Origin of the sequence: Nonomuraea sp. GTA35 (genome assembly GCF_041950525.1) — a bacterium.
GTDB lineage: Bacteria > Actinomycetota > Actinomycetes > Streptosporangiales > Streptosporangiaceae > Nonomuraea.
The window spans coordinates 14,543-37,099 of record NZ_JBGNUV010000021.1 but is presented as its reverse complement, the minus strand read 5'-3'; the positions used below and the strand labels follow the sequence as shown (position 1 = coordinate 37,099).

Below are 22,557 nucleotides of genomic sequence, written 5' to 3'. Positions count from 1 at the left end.
GAATCGAGCGGACCCGCAAGAATGGCGCGATGGCTGACAGTGCCGAGACCGACTGGGTCTCCAGGTTCGCGGACGAGGTGATCTCCGAGGCGGAGCGACGTGCCCCGGGCAAAACGATCGTCTGTGCCTCCGGGCTGAGCCCGTCGGGCCCGATCCACCTGGGCAACCTGCGCGAGGTGATGACGCCTCACCTGGTCGCCGACGAGATCAGGCGGCGCGGCCTGGAGTGCCGGCACCTGCTGTCGTGGGACGACTACGACCGCTTCCGCAGGGTGCCCGCGGGCATCGACCCGTCGTGGGCCGAGCACATCGGCAAGCCACTGACCTCGGTGCCCGCCCCGCCCGGCAGCGCGTACGCCAACTGGGCCGAGCACTTCAAGGCCCCGCTGGTCACCGCGCTGGAGGAGCTGGGCGTGGAGTACGACCCCATCAGCCAGACCGAGCAGTACACCTCCGGGGTCTACCGCGAGCAGATCCTGACGGCCGTGCGCGAGCGGGCCAGGATCGACGCCGTGCTGTCGCGCTACCGGCTCAAGCAGGCCCCGGAGGCCGAGCAGGCCGCCGACGACTACTTCCCGTACAAGCCGTACTGCGACCTGTGCGGGCGCGACCTGACCACGGTCACCAACTACGACGACGAGACGACCGAGCTGGCCTACACCTGCGAGTGCGGCTTCGGCGAGACCGTGCGCCTGGCCGAGCACGACCGCGGCAAGCTGGTGTGGAAGGTCGACTGGCCGATGCGCTGGGCCCACGAGGGCGTGATCTTCGAGCCGTCCGGGGTGGATCACCACTCTCCCGGCTCGGCGTGGATCGTGGGCGGCCAGCTCGTGGGCGAGGTGTTCGGCGGACAGCAGCCGATCGGCCCCATGTACGCGTTCGTCGGCATCACCGGCATGGCCAAGATGAGCAGCTCCAAGGGCGGCGTGCCGATCCCGGCCGACGCGCTGGAGATCATGGAGGCGCCGCTGCTGCGCTGGCTGTACGCCCGCCGCAAGCCGGCCCAGTCCTTCAAGATCGCCTTCGACCAGGAGATCCAGCGGCTCTACGACGAGTGGGACTCCCTGGGCCGCAAGGTCGCCGCCGGGCAGGCCCAGCCCGCCGAGCTGGCCGCCTACAACCGCGCGGTGAGCACGGCCGCGGGCCCGCTGCCCGCCACGCCGCATCCGGTCGCCTACCGCACGCTGGCCTCCGTCGTGGACATCACGACCGGCCACGCCGAGCAGACCCTGCGCATCCTGCGCGATCTCGACGGCGTCCGGACGCTCGACGAGGCCGGTCCCCGCCTCGGACGGGCGCAGCGCTGGGTCGAGCTCCACCTGCCCGCCGACCAGCGCACCCGCGTGCGGGAGTCGCCCGACCAGGAGCTGCTCGACTCGCTCGGGCCGGCGGAGCACGAGGCGCTGCGGCTGCTGGCCGACGGCCTCGACGACTGGACGCTGGAGGGGCTGACCGCGCTCGTGTACGGCGTGCCCAAGCTCCAGGCCGGGCTGCCGGTGGACGCCAAGCCCACGCCCGAGATGAAGACGGCGCAGCGGGCCTTCTTCACCCTGCTCTACCGGCTGCTCGTCGGCCAGGACACCGGCCCCAGGCTGCCCACGCTCCTGATGGCCGTCGGCGCCGACCGGGTGCGCAAGCTGGTGGGCATGTGAGGGGCGCGGTTCTGATCACGGGGATCTCGGCGTCCGGGAAGTCCACCGTGGCCCAGGCGCTGGCCGAGCGGCTGCCCCGCTCGGCCCACGTGCGCGGCGACGCGTTCCGGCGCATGGTGGTCGGCGGGCGCGCCGACATGACCCCGGAATTGACCGGCGAGGCGGTGCGGCAACTCCAGCTTCGTTACCGAATCGCAGCCAAAACAGCGGATATGTATTTCGACGCCGGATTCACGCCAATAGTTCAAGATGTCATTCTCGGCGCGGATTTGGAGCTTTTTACGAAGTTGATCGGCACGCGCCCCTTGCACGTGATCGTCCTGGCCCCCGACCCCGGCGAGGTGGCGCGCCGCGAAGCGGCCCGCGCCAAGTCCGGTTACGGCGGCGGCTGGACGATTGCCCAGCTCGACGCGGCTTTGCGGCACGACACACCACGCCTCGGCCTCTGGCTGGACACCTCGCGCCAGAGCGTCGAGGAAACCGTTGACGAGATCATCTCCCGGTCGGGCGAGGCCCAAATCACCTGAGATTTCGCCATACACATGATCTATGCAAGGAACTGTTAAGCGGGTTGCATGCGCCGCGGAGAACCTTGGTGACATGAACAAGCAGCCTTTCGCCGCCAGCGTCAGTGTCATCGTTCCCGCGATGAACGAGGCCGAGAACCTTCCCCACGTCTTCGCTACGCTGCCCGACTGGATCGACGAGGTCATCCTCGTCGACGGCAACTCGACCGACGACACCATCGCCGTCGCGCGAAGGCTGCGCCCCGACCTCCGGGTCGTCGTGCAGAGCCGGCGAGGCAAGGGCAACGCGCTCATCGAGGGCTTCCAGGCCGCCCAGGGCGACATCATCGTCATGATCGACGCCGACGGGTCCACCGACGGCCGCGAGATCCGCTCCTTCGTCGCCACGCTCGTGAACGGCGCCGACTTCGCCAAGGGCTCCAGGTACGCCCCTGGTGGCGGCTCGGACGACCTCAGTCCGATCCGCTCGCTCGGCAACAAGGTCCTGACCGGACTCACCAACCTGCTCTACGGCACCCGCTACACCGACCTGTGCTACGGCTACAACGCCTTCTGGGCCCGCCACCTCGACGCCCTCGACCTCGACTGCGACGGCTTCGAGATCGAGACCCTGATGAACGTCCGCGCCGCCCAGGCCGGCCTCGTCATCCGCGAGGTCCCCAGCCACGAGCGCTCCCGCATCCACGGCGTCAGCAACCTGAACGCCGTGCGCGACGGCTGGCGGGTGCTCAGGACGATCTGGCGCGAGCGCTCGCGCGGCTCCGCCGTGACGGCCGCGCAGGCCCAAGTGGCACTCGCCAAGTAGGGAGTGACATCCTCGAACAATGCGCTACATAGTGATCGGAGCAGGAGCAGTCGGGGGAACCATCGGGGCCCGCCTGTTTCAGGGCGGGCACGAGGTTCTCCTCATCGCGAGAGGAGCCCACTACGAGGCCCTCAAGCGCGACGGCCTGCGACTGATCACCCCCGAATCCACCGAGACCCTGAACATCCCCGCCGCCGACGGCCCCGTGCCCACGCGCGATGACGACGTGCTCGTCCTGGCGACCAAGTCGCAGGACACGATCGCCGCGCTGGCCCCGTGGCCGGCCGACCTGCCCGTGGTGTGCGCCCAGAACGGCGTGGCCAACGAGCGCATGGTCCTGCGGCGGTTCGAGCGTGTCTACGGCATGTGCGTGTGGTTGCCCGCGCAGATCCCCCAGCCCGGCGTCATCGCTGCCCACGCCCACCCCTACTCCGGCATGCTGCACATCGGACGTTATCCCCAGGGTGTGGACGACGACCTCGCGGCGCGCATCGCCGACGACCTGAGCAAGCGCGGCCTCGTCGGCCGGGCCGTACCGGACGTGATGCGCTGGAAGTACGCCAAACTCCTCGGCAACCTGGGCAACGCCGCCGAGGCGCTCCTCGGCCACGTGCCCGGCATGTCCGAGGTGGTCGAGCGCGCCAGGGCCGAGGCCAGGGCCGTGCTGGAGCACGCCGGCATCGCGTACGCCACCCCCGAGGAGGAGGCCGAGGTACGCGGGCACAAGGTCGACGCGCGGCCCATCGAGGGCGTCGGCCGCGGCGGCGGCTCGTCGTGGCAGAGCCTGGCCAGGGCCAGCGGCTCGATCGAGGCCGACTACCTCAACGGCGAGATCGTCCTGCTTGGCCGCGAGCACGGGCTGGCCACCCCGGTCAACGAGACGCTGCGGCGCGAGGCCAACAGGGCCGCCCGCGAGAAGCTGCCGCCCGGCTCGATGCCGCTGGAGACCCTGCTGGCGCTCATCGACGCGCGTTCCGCAGCCGGATCCCGCTGAACTGCAGGCTGCTGGCCGTCACCTCGTTCCAGAACGGCCACAGGTTGTCGAGCACCCTGAGCTGGATCCCCGCCTGCTCGTGCAGCTCGAACAGGTCGCCCACCGGCTCGGGCGGCCCCAGCGGCACCACGGGCGCCCTGGAGACCACGGCGTGCGGCGGCTCGCCGATCGGCGTGAAGCCGTCGGCCGGCAGGCGGTAGGCGAACAGGCGCACCTCCATCAGCGCCTTCAGCCAGCAGTACTCGATGGCGTGCACCCGCTCGCCGCAACCGGCTCCGATGATCCGGGCCGCGTCCTCCTCGGTGGTGCGCGGCCCGACCCACGCCATCGCGCGCGGGCAGGCTCTGGGGAACCAGTAGTCGGGGCAGCGCTCGTAGCCGACCGCCCACACGTACGGCTCGCTCTGCCTGCTCGTCACCGCCACGTGCGGCACGAAGCGCTCGATCGTCGGGTCCTCGGAGAAATGCAGGACCTGGCCCGGCTCGGGTCTCATGAACGCCATCATCGCGCATACCCCCCCGATCTACGGGCAGGAGAAACGCCTCTTACGACAAGGGGTGAGTTGGATGATCATTCTAGGAGTGCTCCTGATCCTGCTCGCCGGCGCTGGTTTCGCTCTGGTACTCACCGAGGAGAGCGCCAGGTACATCCTGTTCGGCTACACGTTCGAGCCCAACCACGTGGAGATGTTCCTCGCGGGGGCGGCCGCCGCGGCCGTCCTGCTGCTGGGCGTCTGGCTGCTGGGCTCGGGCTCGCGCAGGACCGCCAGGCAACGTCGCCGGCTGCGCAGCGCCAGGGCCGAGGCCTCCGACCGGGTAGCCCGGCTGGAGAACGAGAAGCGCGACCTGGAGCGGAAGCTCGAGCGCGAGCACGCGGACGTGCCCGCGCAGAGCGACCGCTCCGGTGACCGTCTCGTCGCCGGCAGCGACGAGCGCCGCTAGACCGCGTTCGCGCTCTGGCGCGTGGGCATCAGCTTGCCCTCGCGCCAGAGCGCGAACCCGGTGATCACCGCTCCCAGCCCCTCCCAGAGCCCGACGCCGAAGAACTTGCCGGGCGCCGCCCCCGTCAGCACCAGCGTGGTGAAGACCGCGAACGTCACGAGCCGGAAAGGCACGGTCCAGCGGAAGAACGGGGTGTAGTCGTGCGAGGCGGCGAACAGGTAGTAGACGCCCATGTTCACGGCCGCCATCGAGCTGGCGGCCATGTAGACCAGCGTGTAGTCCCCGGCGGGACGCACGTCGAGCACCTCGAATCCGAGCATGGCCAGCAGCGTGTCGGGCGAGATCAGCCCGAGCAGGCCCAGCGCGAAGGCGAGGAATCCGAAGACCGCGATGGTCCAACCGGAGAAAGAACGCGGAAGACGCACAGAAATCCTTCCAAAGGGGGGTGTACTCTGCGAGGCGATCTCATCATGCACCCGGAGGTCGCATGTCCCCCACGCGTGGCCGCCCCATCGCGCTGAAACTTCTCATCCTCCTGCTCGTCCCACTGCTGTCCCTGGTGGGCCTGTGGGCGTTCGCGGCCGGCCTGACCGGCGGCGCCGGCATGCGCCTGCTCGCGATCAACGACCTGGCGACCAACCTGGCGCAACCGTCGGAGACCGTCAACATCGAGCTGCAGAACGAGCGGCTGGCCTCGGTGGAGTTCCTGGTGACCGGGCAGGGCGCGGACGCCCTGGCCAAGCAGCGCGGCCGGACCGACCGGGCCGTGAAGACCCTGGGCACGCTGACCCGGAACCTGCGCGACCTGACCCCGGAGATGAGCACGCAGCTCAACGCGCTGAACGTCAAGCTCGGCCAGCTCGCCGACGTGCGCAAGGAGGTCGACGGCACGCTCGTCGCACCGCTCGACGTCATCGACGGCTACAGCCAGATCGTGGACGCCTCCTTCCGCATGTACGACGCCATGGTCCTGGTCCCCGACATGGCCCTGTACCAGCAGGCCCGCGCGGTGACCATGCTCGGCGAGGCCAAGGAGGTGCTCTCCAGGGAGCGGGCGGTGATCGCGATCGTGCTGGCCAGGGGCCGGGTCGAGCCGCGGGAGCGCGAGTCGTTCACGGGGATGGTGGCGACCAGGCGGCTGCTGTTCTCCCAGGCGCTGTCGCACCTCGACGGCAACCTGCGCGGGCCGTACGGGAAGCTCGCCGACTCGCCGGTCTACCAGGAGTTCCTGCGGGCCGAGGACGCCATCAGGGGGCAGGCGGCCGTCAACGGGCTGCCCGCGGGCGCGGCCACCTGGCCCATCGACGCCCAGAACCTGTGGGCCGCCGTCGAGCGCAACCAGGCCAAGGCCACCCAGGGCATCGTGAGCCGGGTGACGCCGACCGCCATCGGCATGCTGGTCAAGATCGGCGTGGCGGGCGGCGTGGGCCTCATCGCCGTCATCGCCTCGATCCTGCTGTCGCTGCGCTTCCGCAAGCGCCTGGTCCGCGAGCTGGCCGCGCTGCGTGACGCTGCCACGGAGCTGGCCGAGGTACGGCTGGCCGGGCTGGTCAAGCGGCTGCGCACCAACACCGAGCCGCCGACGTCCGCCGAGGTGGCGCCGCTGGAGGTCAACGCGCACACCTCCGAGGTGGCCGACATCGTACGCGCCTTCAACGACGTGCAGTCCACGGCCGTCGAGGCCGCCGTCGACCAGGCCAGGCTGCGCCACGGCGTCAGCCAGGTCTTCGTGAACCTGGCCAGGCGCAACCAGTCGCTGCTGCACCGGCAGCTCCTGCAGCTCGACAGCATGGAGCGGGCCACGGAGGCGCCGGAGACGCTGGCGGACCTGTTCAAGCTCGACCACCTGACCACGCGCATGCGCCGGCACGCCGAAAGCCTGATCATCCTGTCGGACCAGGCGCCCGGCCGCGGCTGGCGCAACCCGGTGCCGATCCTCGACGTGCTGCGCGCCGCCGTGGCCGAGGTCGAGGAGTACGAGCGGGTGGAGGTGATGCAGCCGCCGTCCGTCGCGCTGCTCGGCTCGGCGGTAACCGACGTGGCCCACCTGATGGCCGAGCTGATCGAGAACGCCACCCTCTTCTCGCCGCCGCAGACCAGGGTGGACGTGCGCAGCTCCGCCACGCCGCACGGCCTGGTGGTCGAGGTGGAGGACCGCGGCCTCGGCCTGCCGCGCGCCGAGCTCGACGAGCTGAACGACCGGCTGACCGACGCCCCCGAGTTCGATCTGGCGCAGAGCGACCGGCTCGGCCTCTTCGTCGTCTCCAGGCTCGCGACCAGGCACGGCATCAAGGTCGCCCTGGTGCCCTCGCCGTACGGCGGCCTGACCGCGACGGTGGCCCTGCCGGCGGCCCTGCTCACCGACCAGCCCGCCCTGGCGGGGCGATAGCCCCTGGGACACCCGACCGGCCCACGCCGGCCGGGATGCGGGCGCCCGCTACGGCAGCACCTGCAGCAGCGCCTGCTTCTTCGCCTTGGCGGGCTCGGCGACGCGCTGGATCTCCTTGCCCGCGCCGTCGAGCACGACCAGCGTGTTGTGCGTGGCACCGCCGACCCGTACGACCAGCCGCCCGTCCTTGAGGTAGGTGGCGCCGAGCAGCTTGCCCTTCACCGCGGGAGCGCGCTTCTTGCCGGTCACCATGTCGAGGAGGACCGGCTTGAACGCCACCGGCCAGCTCCCGTCACCCAGCGTGGCGGGGTCGGCGGGAAGCTCCACGACGGCGTTGCGGCCGTTCGGCGACAGGCTCTGCACGTGGGTGATCCACGTGACGCCCTTGGCCCTGGTCGCCCTGCCGGTCCTGACGTCGAGCCGGTAGAGGGCGTTCGCCTCGCCGGTGTAGCCCGCGACGTACCGGCCGTCCGCCGACCAGGCGAGGTGGCACACGCCCGCCGACCTGCCCAGCTTGCGCGGCGCCGCGCTCCCGTCGGCCTTCACGGACATGATCGTGTCACTGCCCTGGGTGTAGGCCACCCGCGTCGAGTCGGCGGACCAGACCGGGGTCAGGCACGGCGTGGCGCCCTGGAGCCCGCTGACGATCGTGGTGGTCCTGCCGCCGCTCCTGACCTGGAGCAGGCCGCCCGGTGTCACCCAGGCCGCCTTCCTGCCGTCAGGGGAGGCGGCGTACTGGGGCGTGGAGCCGGCCTTGGCGATCGTGCTCCATTCGCCGCCCGCGTACCTGCTGAGCTGGTTGCCGGAGGCGCCGGCGTAGACGGCGGCTCCGGACAGCTCGGGTGCGGTGGCCGACGCGGGAAGCGAGCTGGTCAGGAGAACGCCGGCACCTGCCGCAACGAGAATCTTCATGACACGACATGGTGCCCGAAACCGATCACAGAGGCATGAACGGCTCGCTGAAGTGAGCGGTCGCCAGGATCGCCCGCTCGGCCCTGAGCGCGGCCAGCGCCTCTGCCCTGGTGCGCGCGGCGGCGTCCTGGTCGTCGTCGTAGAGGTAGCGGACGGCGGGATCGTCGAGCTGCACCGGGTGCAGGACCAGGTCGCCGGTGATGGCCACCTGGCCGACCCTGGCGATCTGGTGGCCCGGGGTGTGGCCGGGAGTGTGGTGCACGTGCACGCCGGGCGCCACCTCGGCGTCGCCCTCGACGACCTGGAGCTGGGCCTTGATCACGGTGATCACGTCGTCGAGCACCGGCCCCCGCGCGGCGTCCAGGTCGGCGCGCTGAATCACGTAGCGGGCGTTGTCGAACATCGGCCGGCCGTCGGCGACCGCGCCCGAGGCGTGGTCGCTGTGCAGGTGCGTCAGCACGACGGTGCCGATCTCGGCGGGCGTGACGCCCGCGGCGGCCAGCTCACCGGCCAGCGTGCCGGGAACGGGCGCCCAGCTCGACGCCGGCGAGTCCGCGCCGCCGATGCCGGTGTCGACCAGCGTCAGCCGGTCCGCGGCGTCGCGGATCAGGAAGCAGTGGAAGTGCAGGACCCACGGCTCGTCACGGAGCCCGGAGCCTGGGAACAGCTCGGCCGGCGGGCGGCGGATCGCCGCCCCCATGGGACCCACGGCGTCGCAGAGCGGTGTCACCTCGACGCCGGACACGGTTATCGGTTGATGCGGCACCCAGTCAGACTAGGCGGCGACAGGCTGGGCGGGAACGTACTCGTTCTCCAGGTCGGCGGCGTAGACGGCGCGGCAGCAGTTCGCGCACCGGTACATGATCGGGCCTTCGTCCAGCTCGTGGTGGCACCGCGGGCAGTTGACGGTCTTCATGATGGTGCTCCCCCAAGGAGATTTCTCTTGTTCGTCCCTATGGAACCCTCACCGAGTTGCAGGGACCCTGCATGCCACTTGACACGATGACACTGCACTGACGGGGGTTCTATGCTGCTCGGCACACCGGGGCGCGGTAATTTTCCTCGCTGCACGTCGCCGAGAAGAACATTGTCACGCGCCGGGCCCCGGATTCGCGGGCGAAGCGCCGATTACCGCCCCGGAATAGTCCAAGAGGGCTAGGCGTTCCATGGGTCGGACGGTGTGGTACGTTGCCACCAAGCGTCGAGCTCCAGCTCCGCTTGATCCTCCAAGGCCCGGCCCCGGCCCTGTTTCGCGGGAGCCCGGCCGCCTTCCTTCATCACCCGCCGGTCCTCGTCCGAGGCTTCCGGCGCATCTCCCCCAAGGGGCTCATCATGTCTGTGCACACCATTCCTGAGCAGCGTGCCTCGGCACCGGTCCGTCAGGTGGCGGGGCTCCTGGACGTACGCGACAAGTCCGCGTTCATCCGGGCCGGCCACCTGCCGGGGCCGGGCGACGTACGCCTGACTCCCGAGAAGGTACGCCAGTGGGACCTGCGTCCCGGTGACCACGTCACCGCGTCCTTCGCCGGGAACAAGCTGGTCCAGGTCGAGTCGGTCAACGGCGCCACCTCGTGGCGTGACCGGCCCGAGTTCGACACGCTCACCCCCGTACATCCGGCCGAGCGGCTCACCATCGAGACGGAGTCGCTCAGCACGCGCGTCATCGACCTGTTCGCGCCCATCGGCAAGGGGCAGCGCGGCCTCATCGTGGCGCCGCCCAAGGCCGGCAAGACCATGGTCCTTCAGGCGCTGGCCGCCGGGATCACCCGTAACCACCCCGAGGCGCACCTCATGGTCCTCCTGGTGGGCGAGCGCCCCGAGGAGGTCACGGAGATGCGCGCCACCATCGCGGGCGAGGTCTTCTCCTCGACCTTCGACAACCCGGACCACGACCACGCCGCCCTCGCCGAGCTGGCCATCGAGCGCGCCAAGCGCCTCGTGGAGTCGGGGCGTGACGTGGTCGTGCTGCTCGACTCGCTGACACGGCTGGGACGGGCGTACAACAACCTCACGCCGCCCGGCGGGCGTGTCCTCACGGGCGGCATCGACGCCCGGGCGCTCTACCCGCCCAAGCGCTTCTTCGGCGCCGCCCGCAACGTCGAGGGCGGCGGCTCCCTGACCATCCTCGCCACCGCGCTCGTGGACACGGGGTCGCGGATGGACAACAACCTCTACGAGGAGTTCAAGGGGACGGGGAACATGGAGCTGCACCTCGTCCGCGAGCTGGCGGAGCGCCGCCTCTTCCCCGCCGTGGACCTCGACGCCTCCGGGACCAGGCGCGAGGAGATCCTGATGCGCTCGTCGGAGCAGCAGGTGGTGTGGCGGCTGCGCCGCATGCTGGCCGCGCTGGAGAAGCAGCAGGGCCTCGAGATCCTCGTGGACAAGCTCCGCTCCACCCCCTCCAACGCCGCCTTCCTCCTGGAAGCGGCCAACGCCGCCTGACCTCCGCCCGTGCACCACAATGGGCCCCATGCTGGCTGACATCGTCGACTACCTCATCTGCCCCGTGTGCCGCGCCGACCTGTGCCTGGCCGGGGCGACCGTGAGATGCGCCGGCAACCACACCTTCGACGTGGCCAAGCAGGGCTACGTGAGCCTCCTCACCGGCTCAGGGCAGCCGGGCACCGCCGACACCCCCGAGATGGTGGCCGCCAGGGCGGCCTTCCTCGACAAGGGTCACTACGCCCCGCTGGCGGACGCGGTGGCCGAGGCCGTGCGGGCACGCGTGGCACCGGAGAACGTTCCAGGAAAACATGAGTCCTCCACCGAAACGAGTGACGGCACGAAGTTGAGGGCGTACCGTGGGGCGGGAGTGGAGGCCGGGTCCGGCGCGGCGCCTGCGGGCGGCGGGCGGGAGCCGGAAGTCGTCGAGGGCCACCGCGTGGCGGGCAGGACCGCGCCGGTGATCGTCGACGCGGGCGCGGGCACCGGGCACTATCTGGCGGCCGTGCTCGACGCGATCAACGATGGCATCGGGATGGCGTTCGATGTGTCGAAGCACGCTGTACGCCGGGCGGCGCGGGTGCATCCCAGGGCAGGGGCGTTCGTGGCCGACGTGTGGCGCCCGCTTCCGATCAGGAGCGGGGTGGCTGATGTGGTGATCGACGTTTTCGCGCCCAGGAACGGGCCCGAATTCCGGCGCGTGCTGCGGCCGGGAGGTGCCGTGGTGGTCGTCACCCCGGCGCCCGAGCATCTCAGCCCGCTCGTCGAGGAGCTCGGGCTGCTCTCCGTCGACGAGGAGAAGGAGCTCCGGGTGGCTCGGAGCCTGGAGGGGTTCGCCGAGACCGGACGGCGCTCGATCGCGTTCGAGATGGAGCTGGAGCCCGGTGACATCGCCCAGGTCGTCGGGATGGGCCCGAGTGCATGGCATCACCAGGCGAACACGCTCGATGAGCGGATCGCCGCATTTGTCTCCCGAAATGTCGCGAAAAGGCAGCAAAAAGTAGTAACGCGCGCCGCGTTTCATCTGTCTATCTTCGAGCCGGCACACCGATCAAGTTCTGTTCCTTGACGGACATGTGCGACTGGTGTTACTGATGGGGCATTTAGTCCGAAATTCCCCCACATTCTCGGAGCATTTCCCCGGCATAGGCGCAATACTGGACGGCATCCCGAGCCCGGAGGCGCGGGACATCAACGGGAGGGGGCGCGCCGGATGAAGGCGGAGGAACGCTGGCAGGCCAGGTTCCGGGCGTCGCGCATGACGCTGCCGTCCTGGGCGCGCCAGGCCCCGAACCGCGCCATCTACCGCTCCAACGCCACGGGCAAGTGGGAGGTCTACGCCTGGGACCGCGTGACCGGCGCCACCCGCCAGGTCACCGACCAGCCCAAGGGCACCGCGTACGCCGCGCTCGACCCCACCGGCCAGTGGATCTACTGGTTCGCCGACACCGACGGCGACGAGTACGGCGGCTGGTGGCGCCAGCCGTTCACCGGCGGCGACGACGAGCCGGTCGCGCCGGACCTGCCGCCCGGCCAGCCCGGCGGCATCGCGCTGTCCACGACCGGCGTCGCCGCGATCAGCGTGGCCGGCGCGGGCACGTTCCGCATCCACCTGGTCCACGCGGGCCGGCCGGCCGAGACGCTGTACGAGCACACGGAGGCCGCCTGGGTGGCCGCCATGTCGCTCGACGGCTCCCTCATCGCGATCAACCACGGCGAGTACGGCGACTTCCGGCACCCGGCGCTGCGCGTCGTACGCCAGAACGGCCACGTCGTCGGCGAGCTGCACGACGGCCCCGCCAAGGGCGTGGTCGGCCTCAGCTTCGCCCCGATCGTGGGCGACCGCCGCCTGCTGGCCCTGCACGAGCGCCGCCATCGCCACGAGCCCCTGGTCTGGGACCCGGTGACGGGCGAGCAGCGCGAGATCTGGCTGCGCGACCCGGGCGACCTGGACGCCGAGTGGTACGACGACGGCCGCGGCCTGCTCATCCTGCGCGACGACCGCGCCCGCAGCTACCTGCACCGCTACGACCTCCGCGGCGGCGGCCTGACCCCCATCGAGACGCCGCACGGCGTGATCGACGAGGCCACGCCCCGGCCCGGCGGCCACGTCGAGTACTCCTGGTCCAGCGCCTCGCGCCCGACGGTCGTCCGGTCGAGCAACGGCCAGGTCGTGGTCAACCCCATCGGCCCGCCCGCGCCGCCCAGCGTCCCGGTCGAGGACATCGACGTGGAGGGCGAGGGCGGCCGCATCCACGCGCTGGTCTCCAAGCCCGAGGTCGGCACGGCCCCCCACCCGACCGTCTTCCTGCTGCACGGCGGCCCGACGGCGCACGACCGCGACGCGTTCTCGCCGACGGTGGCGGCCTGGGTGGACGCCGGGTTCGCGGTGGTGCGGGTCAACTACCGGGGCTCGACCGGTTACGGCTCGGCCTGGCGCGACGCGCTGCACGGCGACGTGGGGCACATCGAGCTGGCCGACGTGGCGGCCGTGCGGCAGTGGGTGATCGACCACGGCATCGCCGACCCGGGCAAGACCGTGCTGGCCGGCACGGCGTGGGGCGGCTACCTGACGCTGCTCGGCCTCGGCACCCAGCCCGACCTGTGGGCGTGCGGCATCGCCGCGGTGCCGATCGCCTGCCACCAGACCTCGTACGAGGACGAGGCGGAGAGCCTGCGCGCCTACCACCGCGCATTGTTCGGCGGCTCGCCCGAGGAGCAGCCCGAGAGGTACGCGGCCAGCTCCCCGATCACCTACGTCGACCAGGTCAAGAGCCCGCTGCTGATCCTCGCGGGCGAGAACGACACGCGCTGCCCGCTGCGCCAGATCGAGAAGTACGTCACCAAGCTCGAAGAACACGGCCGTCACCACGAGGTCTACACCTACGACGCCATCCGGGGCTCGCTCGTGGTCTCCGAGCGGATCGCGCAGACGGCGCTGCAGCTCGACTTCGCCCGCAAGCACGTGGGCGCACCGTGACACTTGTCACGCTCCGAAACCGTTCCTGACTCCGGGCCTTGACGCTCGGCCGGGCGGCCTGTCATCATCTCGCCACCCGCAGTCAGCCGGAAAGGCGCACCTTGACCAGCACGACCCCGGGCTCAGCGGGCGCGCAGCACCACGATCGCCAGGTCGTCGGCGCTCGGCTCGGAGGCGAACTCCGCGGCGCCCCTTCGGATGCGCTCGGCCACGGCCCTGGCCGACAATCCCGCACACTCGGCCAGCAGCTTGGCCAGCCCGCCGTCGTCGTCGAGCAGCCGCCCGCCGGAGCGCCGCTCGGTCACCCCGTCGGTCACGGCCAGCAGCACGTCGCCGTGGTCGAGATGGACGGTGTCGGCCTCGAAGACGACCTCGTGGAAGACCCCCAGCAGCGACTGCGGGGTGGTCACCGCCTCGACCTTGCCGCTCGGCTTGAGCCGCAGCGCCTCGGGATGCCCGGCGGAGACGAGCCGCACCTCCAGCCCGTCGGCCACGGGCGTGATGTCGCCGTGCAGCAGCGTGAGGAACCTCGCCCGCTCGCCCTCCTCCAGGATCGCCTGGTTGAGCCGGCCGAGCACGGCCGCCACGCCGTAGCCCTCGCGGGCCAGCAGGCGCAGCGTGTGGCGGGCCAGGCCGGTCACGGCGGCGGCCTCGGGGCCGGTGCCGCAGACGTCGCCGATGGCGAAGCGCCAGGAGTCGTCGCCCGCCTTGAACAGGTCGTAGAAGTCGCCGCCGACCTCGTTGGTCTCGCCGGCGGGCTCGTAGATGACGCCGTAGTCGAGGCCGGGCACCTCGGGCTCGTTCGGCGGGAGCAGGCTGCGCTGCAGGGCCCGGTTGGCGACGGCCTGCTGGGCGTAGAGCCTGGCGTTGTCCATGGCCAGCGCGGCGCGCCTGCCGATGTCCTCGGCGAACTGGATGACGTCGTCGGGGAAGCGGTCGGGCCGGCCCAGGCACATCATGCCGAGGCTGCGGCCGCGGGCCATCAGCGGCACGGCGAGCACCTGCGACTCGGGCAGGTGGATCATGGAGGTGACGCGGGTGTCGGCGGCGTCGACGTCCATGTCCGCGAGTTGCTCGCGCAGGCCGTCGATCCTGGCCTCGTCGGCGTGCCAGAGGTAGACCAGCCGCAGCGGCCCGGAGTTGTCGGAGGTGTAGACGGCGCACCAGCTCGACAGCCGCGGCACCACCACCTGGGCGATGATCGCCGGGACCATGTCGGGGTCGAGCGTGCCCGCTAGCAGGTCACTCGCGTCGGCGAGGAACCCCAGCCAGTGGGGCCCGCGGCTGCTCTCCTCCAGCCATTCGGCTGCCACTCGGTCGGCTGAGCCAGGTAGCGTGAGCCTTGCCCAATGGACACGGGAATCGCCCGCAAAGGTGAGCCCCCACTCTTCAACGTTGACGGAAGGAGCCTTCGGATCACCCTGGGAGAGGTTTCGCTGGCGCAACTCCACCTGGACTGCGTCCCCGAAATGCTTCCAAATCACCTCAAAGGGCTCGTCAGCGACCTGCTCAGCCAGATCCGCGGCGACCTGCTCGGCAGTGTGGAGCACGCCGCCGGTGGCCCACGCGGTCATCACCTCGCGCGTGAACCTCATCGCAGCCGTCACAGCGGTCTCGCCGGGCGCGAAGGTCGCGGCCAGCACCGCATGGGGAGAAGCAGTCATCCCAACGTGCCTACCACACTTCCCGCTGACTTGGGGTAAATCCAAGGACAGGACTACGAGCTACTCATCGTGACAGACTTGAATCACTCGCCGTGCGGCAGCGACGAGTGAAGGAGGCCCCATGACCACGGCCAAGGCCGCGCTAAGCCCAGAGGAGAGGACTTACACCGAGTCGGATCTCGTGCCCATCCTGGAGACTCTTTTCTCTTGGCGTGACGGAGACTTCCGGCGTCGGGTTCCTCATGCGCCTCCCGGCATCCTCAGCGAGGTGCGGTTGCTTCTGAACGAGGTGGCCGATCGCCGCGAGCACCTCGCCAACGAGTTGTCACGCGTGCGTAAAGAAGTCGTCAAGGAAGGTCGCTTCGGCGAGCGGCTGACGCCCGGTCCGGGTGTCGGCGCGTGGGCGGAGAGCGTCGAGTCGGTCAACATGCTGATCGACGCCCTGGTGAGCCCGGTGAGCGGCGCGGCCGACGTCATCGACGCGGTGGCCAAGGGCGACCTGTCCCGGCGCATCGACCTCGACCGGTCGGCGCGGGGCGAGGTGCGCCGCCTCGGCAAGGCCATCAACGGCATGGTCGACCAGCTCGCGCTGTTCAACTCCGAGGTCACGAGGGTCGCCCGCGAGGCCGGCACCGAGGGACGGCTCGGCGGCAGCGCCAACCTGCGCGGCATGTCCGGAAGCTGGCGCGACCTCACCGAGGCCGTGAACACGATGTCGTCCCGCGTGGCGGCACAGGTGCGCGACATCGCCGTGGTGACCACGGCGGTGGCCAAGGGCGACCTGAGCCGCAAGGTGACGGTCGACGCCGTGGGCGAGATGTTCGAGCTGAAGAACACCGTCAACACGATGGTCGACCAGCTCTCCGGGTTCGCCGAGGAGGTGACCCGGGTCGCCCGCGAGGTGGGCACCGAGGGCCAGCTCGGCGGCCAGGCCCAGGTGACCGGCGTGTCGGGCGTCTGGAAGGACCTCACCGACAACGTCAACTTCATGGCCAACAACCTCACCTCGCAGGTACGAAGTATCGCGACCGTGGCGACGGCGGTGGCCCAGGGCAATTTGTCAAAGAAGATCACCGTTGACGCGCAGGGCGAGATCCTCCAGCTGAAGGACACCCTCAACACGATGGTCGACCAGCTCTCGTCCTTCGCCGACGAGGTCACCCGGGTCGCCCGCGAGGTGGGCACCGAGGGCAAGCTGGGCGGCCGGGCCGAGGTCAAGGGCGTGTCCGGGGTCTGGAAGGACCTGACCGACAACGTCAACTCCATGGCGCGCAACCTGACGTACCAGGTGCGCAACATCGCCCAGGTCACCACGGCGGTCGCCAACGGCGACCTGACCCGCAAGATCGACGTGGACGCCCAGGGCGAGATCCTGGAGCTGAAGTCCACCATGAACACGATGGTCGAGCAGCTCTCGTCGTTCGCCTCCGAGGTGACCCGCGTCGCCCGCGAGGTGGGCACCGAAGGGCAGCTCGGCGGCCAGGCGCAGGTCCGCGGGGTGTCCGGGGTCTGGAAGGACCTCACCGACAACGTCAACTCCATGGCCAACAACCTCACCTCGCAGGTGCGGCAGATCGCGGCCGTGTCGTCCGCGGTGGCGCAGGGCAACCTGTCGAAGAAGATCACCGTTGACGCCCAGGGCGAGATGCTGCAGCTCAAGGACACCCTCAACACGATGGTGGACCAGCTCTCGTCCTTCGCCGACGAGGTCACCCGCGTGGCCCGCGAGGTGGGCACCGAAGGGCAGCTCGGCGGCCAGGCCAGGGTGAAGGGCGTGTCGGGCGTCTGGAAGGACCTCACCGACAACGTCAACTCCATGGCCAACAACCTGACGTACCAGGTGCGCAACATCGCCGAGGTGACCACCGCGGTCGCCAACGGCGACCTCACCCGCAAGATCGACGTGAACGCGCAGGGCGAGATCCTCGCCCTCAAGACGACCGTCAACCGCATGGTGGACCAGCTCTCGTCGTTCGCCTCCGAGGTGACCCGCGTCGCCCGCGAGGTGGGCACCGAGGGTCAGCTCGGCGGCCAGGCCCGGGTCGAGGGCGTCGAGGGCACCTGGAAGCGGCTCACCGAGAGCGTCAACGAGCTGGCCGGCAGCCTCACCACGCAGATCCGCGCCATCGCGACCGTGACCAGCGCCGTGGCGCGCGGCGACCTGACCCGCTCCATCGCCATCGACGCCCAGGGCGAGCTGGCGGAGCTGAAGGACAACATCAACTCGATGGTGGGCAGCCTGCGCGAGACCACGCAGGCCAACCAGGAGCAGGACTGGCTGAAGTCCAACCTGGCCCGCATCTCCCGGCTCATGCAGGGCCACCGCGACCTGCTGGAAGTGGCCAAGCTGACGATGAGCGAGCTGACGCCGCTGGTGTCGGCCCGCTACGGCGCCTTCTACAGCATCGAACCCGAGCACGAGCGCAATCTCATCCTCATCGGCGGCTACGGCGTACGCCCCGACCGGGGCCCGCGCCAGCGCTTCGAGTTCGGCGAGGGCATCGTCGGGCAGGCGGCCAGCGAGGGCCGGCACATCGTGCTGGACGACGTGCCGCCGCAGTTCATCACCATCGACAGCGGGCTGAGCCGGTCCACGCCGGCGCAGATCGTGGTGCTGCCGATCCTGTTCGAGAACCGCGTGCTCGGCGTGCTGGAGCTGGCCTCCTTCACGCCGTTCGGCGAGGTGCACCTCGACTTCCTGACGCAGCTCGTCGAGACCATCGGCGTCACGATGAACACGATCATCGCCAACTCCCGCACGGAAGACCTGCTCACCGAGTCCCAGCGGCTCACCCGCGAGCTGCAGGAGCGCTCCGACGAGCTGCAGCGCCAGCAGGAGGAGCTGCGCAGGTCCAACGCCGAGCTGGAGGACAAGGCGGCGCTGCTGGCCAAGCAGAACCGCGCGATCGAGATCCAGAACTTCCAGATCGAGCAGGCCCGCCGCACGCTGGAGGAGCGCGCGGAGCAGCTCGCGGTCTCCTCGCGCTACAAGTCCGAGTTCCTCGCGAACATGTCGCACGAGCTGCGCACGCCGCTCAACAGCCTGCTGGTGCTGGCCAAGCTGCTGACCGAGAACGCCGAGGGCAACCTGACCTCGCAGCAGGTCGAGTTCGCCCGGACGATCCACAGCGCGGGCTCGGCGCTGCTGCAGCTCATCAACGACATGCTCGACCTGTCGAAGGTCGAGGCGGGGCGGATGGACATCCATCCGATCCAGGTGTCGCTGCCGAAGATGGTGGACCTGCTGGAGGCCGCGTTCGCGCCGCTGGCGCAGGACAAGGGGCTGTCGTTCAGCGTGGACGTCGAGCCGGACGTGCCGCACGAGCTGCGCGCCGACGAGCAGCGCCTGCAGCAGGTGCTGCGTAACCTGCTGTCCAACGCGGTGAAGTTCACCCCTCGCGGAGAGGTGAAGCTGCGCGTCTCGATGGCCCCGCCCGGGGTCGACTTCGACGACGACAGCCTGCACGACTCCACCGACCTGCTGGCGTTCCAGGTGATCGACACCGGCATCGGCATCGCGCCCGACAAGCGCGAGGTCATCTTCGAGGCGTTCAGGCAGGCCGACGGCACGACGAGCAGGAAGTACGGCGGCACGGGCCTGGGCCTGGCGATCTGCCGCGACATCGCCCGGCTGCTCGGCGGCGAGATCCACGTCGACAGCGAGCTGGGCAAGGGCAGCACGTTCACGCTCTACCTGCCGGCGTCCTACACCGGCCCGCTGGCCGCGACGGACCCGGGCACGGCGCGCAGGCAGCTCATGACGCCGCCGAGCGAGGAGGCGACGGCCACCACGCCCGAGCCGCCGCTGCCGCTCGACCTGCCGATGCCCGAGCTGGTCGAGCCGCCGGTGGAGACGCCCAGCCAGTGGCAGGGCGACGACCCGCTGAACGGCGCCAAGATCCTGATCGTCGACGACGACATCCGTAACGTCTTCGCGCTGACCAGCGTGCTGGAGCGACACGGCTCGACCGTGGTCTACGCTGAGAACGGACGGGAGGGCATCGAGCAGCTCGAGCGTAACGAGGACGTCGCGCTCGTGTTGATGGACATCATGATGCCGGAGATGGACGGGTGGGCCACGACGTCGGCCATCCGCCGCATGCCGCAGTTCGCCGATCTGCCGATCATCGCGCTGACCGCCAAGGTCATGCGGGGCGACCGGGAGAAGTCCATCGCCTCGGGCGCGTCCGACTACGTGCCCAAGCCGGTCGACGTCGACCGGCTGCTCGAACGGCTGCGCGGCTGGCTCAGCCGCGGCCGGGGCTCCGCGTCCGACTCGTCAACCTCGTCAGCCTCGTCATCCGAAGGGTCGTGATCGATGCCGGATCGTGCCAAGATCCTCCTCGTTGATGACCGCGAGGAGAACCTGATCGCCCTCGAAGCCATCCTCAGCTCGCTCGACCTGGTGCCCGTGCGCGCCAGGTCGGGTGAGGAGGCGCTCAAGGCGCTGCTCAACACCGAGTTCGCGCTCATCCTGCTCGACGTGCGGATGCCGGGCATGGATGGCTTCGAGACCGCCGCGCACATCAAGCGGCGGGAGCGTACCCGTAATATCCCGATCATCTTCTTGACCGTGGTGGACAGCGCTCCCGACTACGCCTTCCGCGGCTACGCGGCGGGCGCGGTGGACTACCTGACCAAGCCGTTCGACCCGTGGGTGCTGCGGGCGAAGGTGTCGGTGTTCGCCGAGCTGTACAACATGAACAAGCGCCTGGCCGAGCAGGCGTCGATGCTCCGCGACCGCCTCAGCGGCGAGCTGCCGCCGGGGGCCGGTGACCACGCGTCCGTGCTGCCCGAGCTGTCGCGGCGGCTGACGGCGGTGGAGGACGAGCTGGCCAGGGTCAGGGAGCTGGCCCGCAAGTCGCAGGACACGGCGCTGGCTGTGCCCCTGACCGACCTGACCGATCGCCTCAGCCATCTGCGCGCCGGTTTCGACGCGCTCTCCTGATCGCCCCGCACCACCCCCGGGACCCGTCGCCGCCCGGGGGTGTTCACGCGGCGGCGTGCCTGCCGCCGGCCGAGGCCATGCCCAGCCAGGTGTGCGGGTTGCCTTCCCAGCACCAGCCCAGCTTGGGGGCGTTCTGGCTGATCCAGATGGCCGGCACCCGGCGGTCGCCGCACCGCGAGCCGCCGAGGGAGAAGCACTTGTTCTTGACCAGGATCTGCGGGAAGTGCGTGATCAAGGCGATGCCCTCCTCGATGGTGAGCAGGGTGCGCCCCCGGGCCGCGATGGCGTTCATCGCGGCGTTGGGGACGGCGCCGCAGAACTCCTCGCCGCGCTCGACGTCGAACAGCAGGTAGGCCCGCTCGACCTCCGAGGTGGCGACGAATCGCTCCAGGGCGCCGGGCTCGAAGGAGTAGTCGACGAATCCGGGCTTGCGCTTGCCGTGCAGCGTGGTCAGCGGCATGGTCTGCTCGATCGGCGCGACCTCGCGGGTGAGCACGAGCAGGAACGGCACCCGCCCGCCGTCCGGATCGTACGCCGTGCCCCCGTGGCGGACGGCCAGCTCGCGTAGCGGGGCCAGCGTCGCGGGGTCGAACCCGGTCATGGCCGGGTAGCCGAGGTCGATCAGGGTGCGGACCTGCCGGTCGAACTCGGCGCCGGGCTCGAAGGGGGTCTGCGTCAAAGGCTCTTCTCCAGTCCGTGCTCGGCGGCGATGCGGGCGATGCCGGCCGGGGTGCCGGCCATGATGGCGCGGGCGTGCTCGGTCACCAGCTCGACGGGCCAGTCCCACCAGGCGGCCCGCAGCAGCCGTTCGATGTCGGCGTCGGCGAAGCGGCGGCGGATGGGCCTGGCCGGGTTCCCGCCGACGACGGTGTACGGCGGGACGTCGGCGGTCACCACGGCACCGGTCGCGATGACGGCCCCGTCGCCGATGGTCACTCCTGGCATCACCGTGGCCTGGTAGCCGAACCAGACGTCGTTGCCGATCACGGTGTCGCCGCGGCTGGGCATGCCGGTGACGATGTCGAGGGTGCGCTCGGTCCACTCGCCGCCGAACATGGTGAACGGGAAGGTCGACACCCCCATCGTCGGGTGGTCGGCGCCGGCCATCAGGAACCGGGTGCCGGAGGCGATGGCGCAGTACTTGCCGATGATCAGCCGCTCGGGCCCGTAGGCGTACAGCACGTTGTGGTGCTCGAAGCCGGTGGCGCCGTCGGGGTCGTCGTAGTAGGTGTACTCGCCCACCTCGATGGTGGGCGAGGTGACCAGCGGCTTGAGGAAGACCACCCGCTCGTGGGCGGGCATCGGGTGCACGGTCGTCGGGTCGGGGATCAGCGGAGGAACCCTCTCTGTGAGAAGTCAGGTGTGCAGGTCGGCTTCTGTGCGAGATCAGCCGAGCAGGTCAGCCAGGGTACGGGCGCAGGCGGGCCGGCGCAGCTTCTGCATGCCCTTGGCCTCGATCTGGCGGATGCGTTCCCGGGTGACGCCGAACGTGCGGCCGATCTCGTCCAGGGTGCGCGGCGTGTCGTCGGCCAGGCCGTACCGCTGGATGAGGACGGCAGCCTCCCGCTCGGTCAGCGTCGCCAGCGCCGCCAGCACGTCGTGGCGGAGGGAGGAGGCGGCGACCTCGGCGGCGGGCCCTGGAGCGTCGTCGGCGAGCAGGTCGCCCAGCTCGGCGCTGTCGTCACCGAGCGGGGTGTGCAGCGAGACCGGCTCGCGGTCGTGCCGCAGCAACTGCTCGACCTTCTCCGGCGTCAGGCCGGCCTCGGCCGCCAGCTCCTCGACGGTGGCCTCGCGGCCCAGCTCCCGCAGCATCGTGCTCCGGGCGCGGATGACCCGGTTGAGGTCCTCGACCACGTGCGCGGGCAGGCGGATCGTCCGGCTCTGGTCGGCCAGCGCGCGCCCGATCGCCTGCTTGATCCACCAGGTGGCGTAGGTGGAGAACTTCAGCCCGAGCCGGTGGTCGAACTTCTCCACCGCCCGCATCAGCCCCAGGTTGCCCTCCTGGATCAGGTCCAGGAGCGGCAGGCCGTGCCCGGCCCTGCGCTTGGCGATGGAGACGACCAGCCGCAGGTTCGCCTCGATCATCTGGCCCTTGGCCAGGCGGCCGTCGGCGGCGATCCACTCCAGGTCGGCGCGCTCCTGCGCCGGCAGGGCGGCATGCTCGCGGTCGAGGCGCTCCTGGGCGAGCAGGCCGGCCTCGATGCGCTCGCCGAGCGCCACTTCCTGGCTGGCGTCGAGCAACCGGATCCTGCCGATCTGCTTGAGGTAACCCTCGACGGAATCAGTGGTGGTGGCTGGCACGG

Annotated in this window: 20 protein-coding genes; 11 read left to right on the top strand and 9 right to left on the bottom strand. The window is 70.4% G+C overall.

Annotation, left to right across the window (positions count from 1 at the left end):
- Positions 1–29: 29 nt before the first annotated feature.
- The 4 genes from lysS to ACBJ32_RS53275 all read left to right on the top strand — a co-directional run bounded on the left by lysS (position 30) and on the right by ACBJ32_RS53275 (position 3,978).
- Complete coding sequence (gene lysS / locus ACBJ32_RS53290) at positions 30–1,652, top strand: lysine--tRNA ligase (protein ID WP_375133406.1); 1,623 nt, start codon at positions 30–32, stop codon at positions 1,650–1,652.
- On the top strand, positions 1,649–2,179 hold the full coding sequence (locus ACBJ32_RS53285) for an AAA family ATPase (RefSeq protein ID WP_375133405.1): 531 nt from the start codon (positions 1,649–1,651) through the stop codon (positions 2,177–2,179). The genes lysS and ACBJ32_RS53285 overlap by 4 nt, the downstream gene beginning before the upstream one ends.
- 73 nt (positions 2,180–2,252) lie before the next feature.
- Positions 2,253–2,984 (top strand): glycosyltransferase family 2 protein, encoded by a 732-nt coding sequence (locus ACBJ32_RS53280; RefSeq protein ID WP_375133404.1) that lies wholly within the window; start codon positions 2,253–2,255, stop codon positions 2,982–2,984.
- Between the two features lie 19 nt (positions 2,985–3,003).
- The gene (locus ACBJ32_RS53275; protein WP_375133403.1) at positions 3,004–3,978 is read left to right on the top strand and encodes a ketopantoate reductase family protein; all 975 of its coding nucleotides are present in this window, start codon (positions 3,004–3,006) and stop codon (positions 3,976–3,978) included.
- On the opposite strand, the gene ACBJ32_RS53270 is transcribed toward ACBJ32_RS53275, so the two are convergent.
- On the bottom strand, positions 3,944–4,471 hold the full coding sequence (locus ACBJ32_RS53270) for a DUF6886 family protein (protein WP_375133402.1): 528 nt from the start codon (positions 4,469–4,471) through the stop codon (positions 3,944–3,946). The two genes, ACBJ32_RS53275 and ACBJ32_RS53270, sit on opposite strands and share 35 nt — an antisense overlap.
- Positions 4,472–4,544: 73 nt before the next feature.
- On the opposite strand from ACBJ32_RS53270, the gene ACBJ32_RS53265 reads away from it, so the two are divergent.
- Positions 4,545–4,919 carry a hypothetical protein gene (locus tag ACBJ32_RS53265; RefSeq protein WP_357874943.1) on the top strand — a complete coding sequence of 125 codons (375 nt, stop codon included), beginning with the start codon at positions 4,545–4,547 and terminating at the stop codon, positions 4,917–4,919.
- Here the strand turns inward: ACBJ32_RS53265 and ACBJ32_RS53260 are convergent.
- On the bottom strand, positions 4,916–5,344 hold the full coding sequence (locus ACBJ32_RS53260; protein WP_357874940.1) for a hypothetical protein: 429 nt from the start codon (positions 5,342–5,344) through the stop codon (positions 4,916–4,918). The two genes, ACBJ32_RS53265 and ACBJ32_RS53260, sit on opposite strands and share 4 nt — an antisense overlap.
- Before the next feature lie 62 nt (positions 5,345–5,406).
- On the opposite strand from ACBJ32_RS53260, the gene ACBJ32_RS53255 reads away from it, so the two are divergent.
- Positions 5,407–7,308, top strand: a complete 1,902-nt coding sequence (locus tag ACBJ32_RS53255) for a nitrate- and nitrite sensing domain-containing protein (RefSeq protein ID WP_357874937.1) — start codon at positions 5,407–5,409, stop codon at positions 7,306–7,308.
- Positions 7,309–7,356: 48 nt separating this feature from the next.
- On the opposite strand, the gene ACBJ32_RS53250 is transcribed toward ACBJ32_RS53255, so the two are convergent.
- Genes ACBJ32_RS53250 through ACBJ32_RS53240 form a run of 3 tightly spaced genes read right to left on the bottom strand, consistent with a single transcriptional unit; the run spans position 7,357 to position 9,136 of the window.
- On the bottom strand, positions 7,357–8,220 hold the full coding sequence (locus ACBJ32_RS53250) for a TolB family protein (RefSeq protein WP_375133401.1): 864 nt from the start codon (positions 8,218–8,220) through the stop codon (positions 7,357–7,359).
- A gap of 25 nt (positions 8,221–8,245) precedes the next feature.
- Positions 8,246–8,986 (bottom strand): MBL fold metallo-hydrolase, encoded by a 741-nt coding sequence (locus tag ACBJ32_RS53245; protein WP_375133400.1) that lies wholly within the window; start codon positions 8,984–8,986, stop codon positions 8,246–8,248.
- Positions 8,987–8,995: 9 nt separating this feature from the next.
- On the bottom strand, positions 8,996–9,136 hold the full coding sequence (locus tag ACBJ32_RS53240) for a hypothetical protein (protein WP_225270785.1): 141 nt from the start codon (positions 9,134–9,136) through the stop codon (positions 8,996–8,998).
- 272 nt (positions 9,137–9,408) lie between these two features.
- Here ACBJ32_RS53240 and rho point away from each other — a divergent pair, with 272 nt between their 5' ends.
- The 3 genes from rho (at position 9,409) to ACBJ32_RS53225 (ending at position 13,642) form a co-directional block, all read left to right on the top strand.
- A complete protein-coding gene (gene rho, locus ACBJ32_RS53235; RefSeq protein ID WP_375133399.1) occupies positions 9,409–10,662 on the top strand; it encodes a transcription termination factor Rho in 1,254 nt (417 codons plus the stop codon).
- A gap of 28 nt (positions 10,663–10,690) precedes the next feature.
- Complete coding sequence (locus ACBJ32_RS53230; RefSeq protein WP_375133398.1) at positions 10,691–11,731, top strand: putative RNA methyltransferase; 1,041 nt, start codon at positions 10,691–10,693, stop codon at positions 11,729–11,731.
- Between the two features lie 144 nt (positions 11,732–11,875).
- Positions 11,876–13,642 (top strand): S9 family peptidase, encoded by a 1,767-nt coding sequence (locus ACBJ32_RS53225; RefSeq protein WP_375133397.1) that lies wholly within the window; start codon positions 11,876–11,878, stop codon positions 13,640–13,642.
- 122 nt (positions 13,643–13,764) lie between these two features.
- On the opposite strand, the gene ACBJ32_RS53220 is transcribed toward ACBJ32_RS53225, so the two are convergent.
- The gene (locus ACBJ32_RS53220; protein ID WP_375133396.1) at positions 13,765–14,955 is read right to left on the bottom strand and encodes a PP2C family protein-serine/threonine phosphatase; all 1,191 of its coding nucleotides are present in this window, start codon (positions 14,953–14,955) and stop codon (positions 13,765–13,767) included.
- 472 nt (positions 14,956–15,427) lie between these two features.
- Between ACBJ32_RS53220 and ACBJ32_RS53215 the strand changes: the two genes are divergently transcribed.
- Positions 15,428–19,621, top strand: a complete 4,194-nt coding sequence (locus tag ACBJ32_RS53215) for a HAMP domain-containing protein (RefSeq protein WP_375133395.1) — start codon at positions 15,428–15,430, stop codon at positions 19,619–19,621.
- 3 nt (positions 19,622–19,624) lie between these two features.
- Positions 19,625–20,254 (top strand): two-component system response regulator, encoded by a 630-nt coding sequence (locus ACBJ32_RS53210; protein ID WP_375133394.1) that lies wholly within the window; start codon positions 19,625–19,627, stop codon positions 20,252–20,254.
- A 43-nt stretch (positions 20,255–20,297) separates the two neighbouring features.
- On the opposite strand, the gene ACBJ32_RS53205 is transcribed toward ACBJ32_RS53210, so the two are convergent.
- The 3 genes from ACBJ32_RS53205 to ACBJ32_RS53195 form a co-directional block, all read right to left on the bottom strand.
- Entirely contained in the window at positions 20,298–20,933 is a 636-nt protein-coding gene (locus tag ACBJ32_RS53205) for a DUF5701 family protein (protein WP_375133393.1), read from the bottom strand.
- Positions 20,930–21,556 carry a CatB-related O-acetyltransferase gene (locus ACBJ32_RS53200; RefSeq protein WP_375133392.1) on the bottom strand — a complete coding sequence of 209 codons (627 nt, stop codon included), beginning with the start codon at positions 21,554–21,556 and terminating at the stop codon, positions 20,930–20,932. The genes ACBJ32_RS53205 and ACBJ32_RS53200 overlap by 4 nt, the downstream gene beginning before the upstream one ends.
- An 84-nt stretch (positions 21,557–21,640) precedes the next feature.
- Positions 21,641–22,555 carry a sigma-70 family RNA polymerase sigma factor gene (locus ACBJ32_RS53195; protein ID WP_375133391.1) on the bottom strand — a complete coding sequence of 305 codons (915 nt, stop codon included), beginning with the start codon at positions 22,553–22,555 and terminating at the stop codon, positions 21,641–21,643.
- Positions 22,556–22,557: the final 2 nt, after the last annotated feature.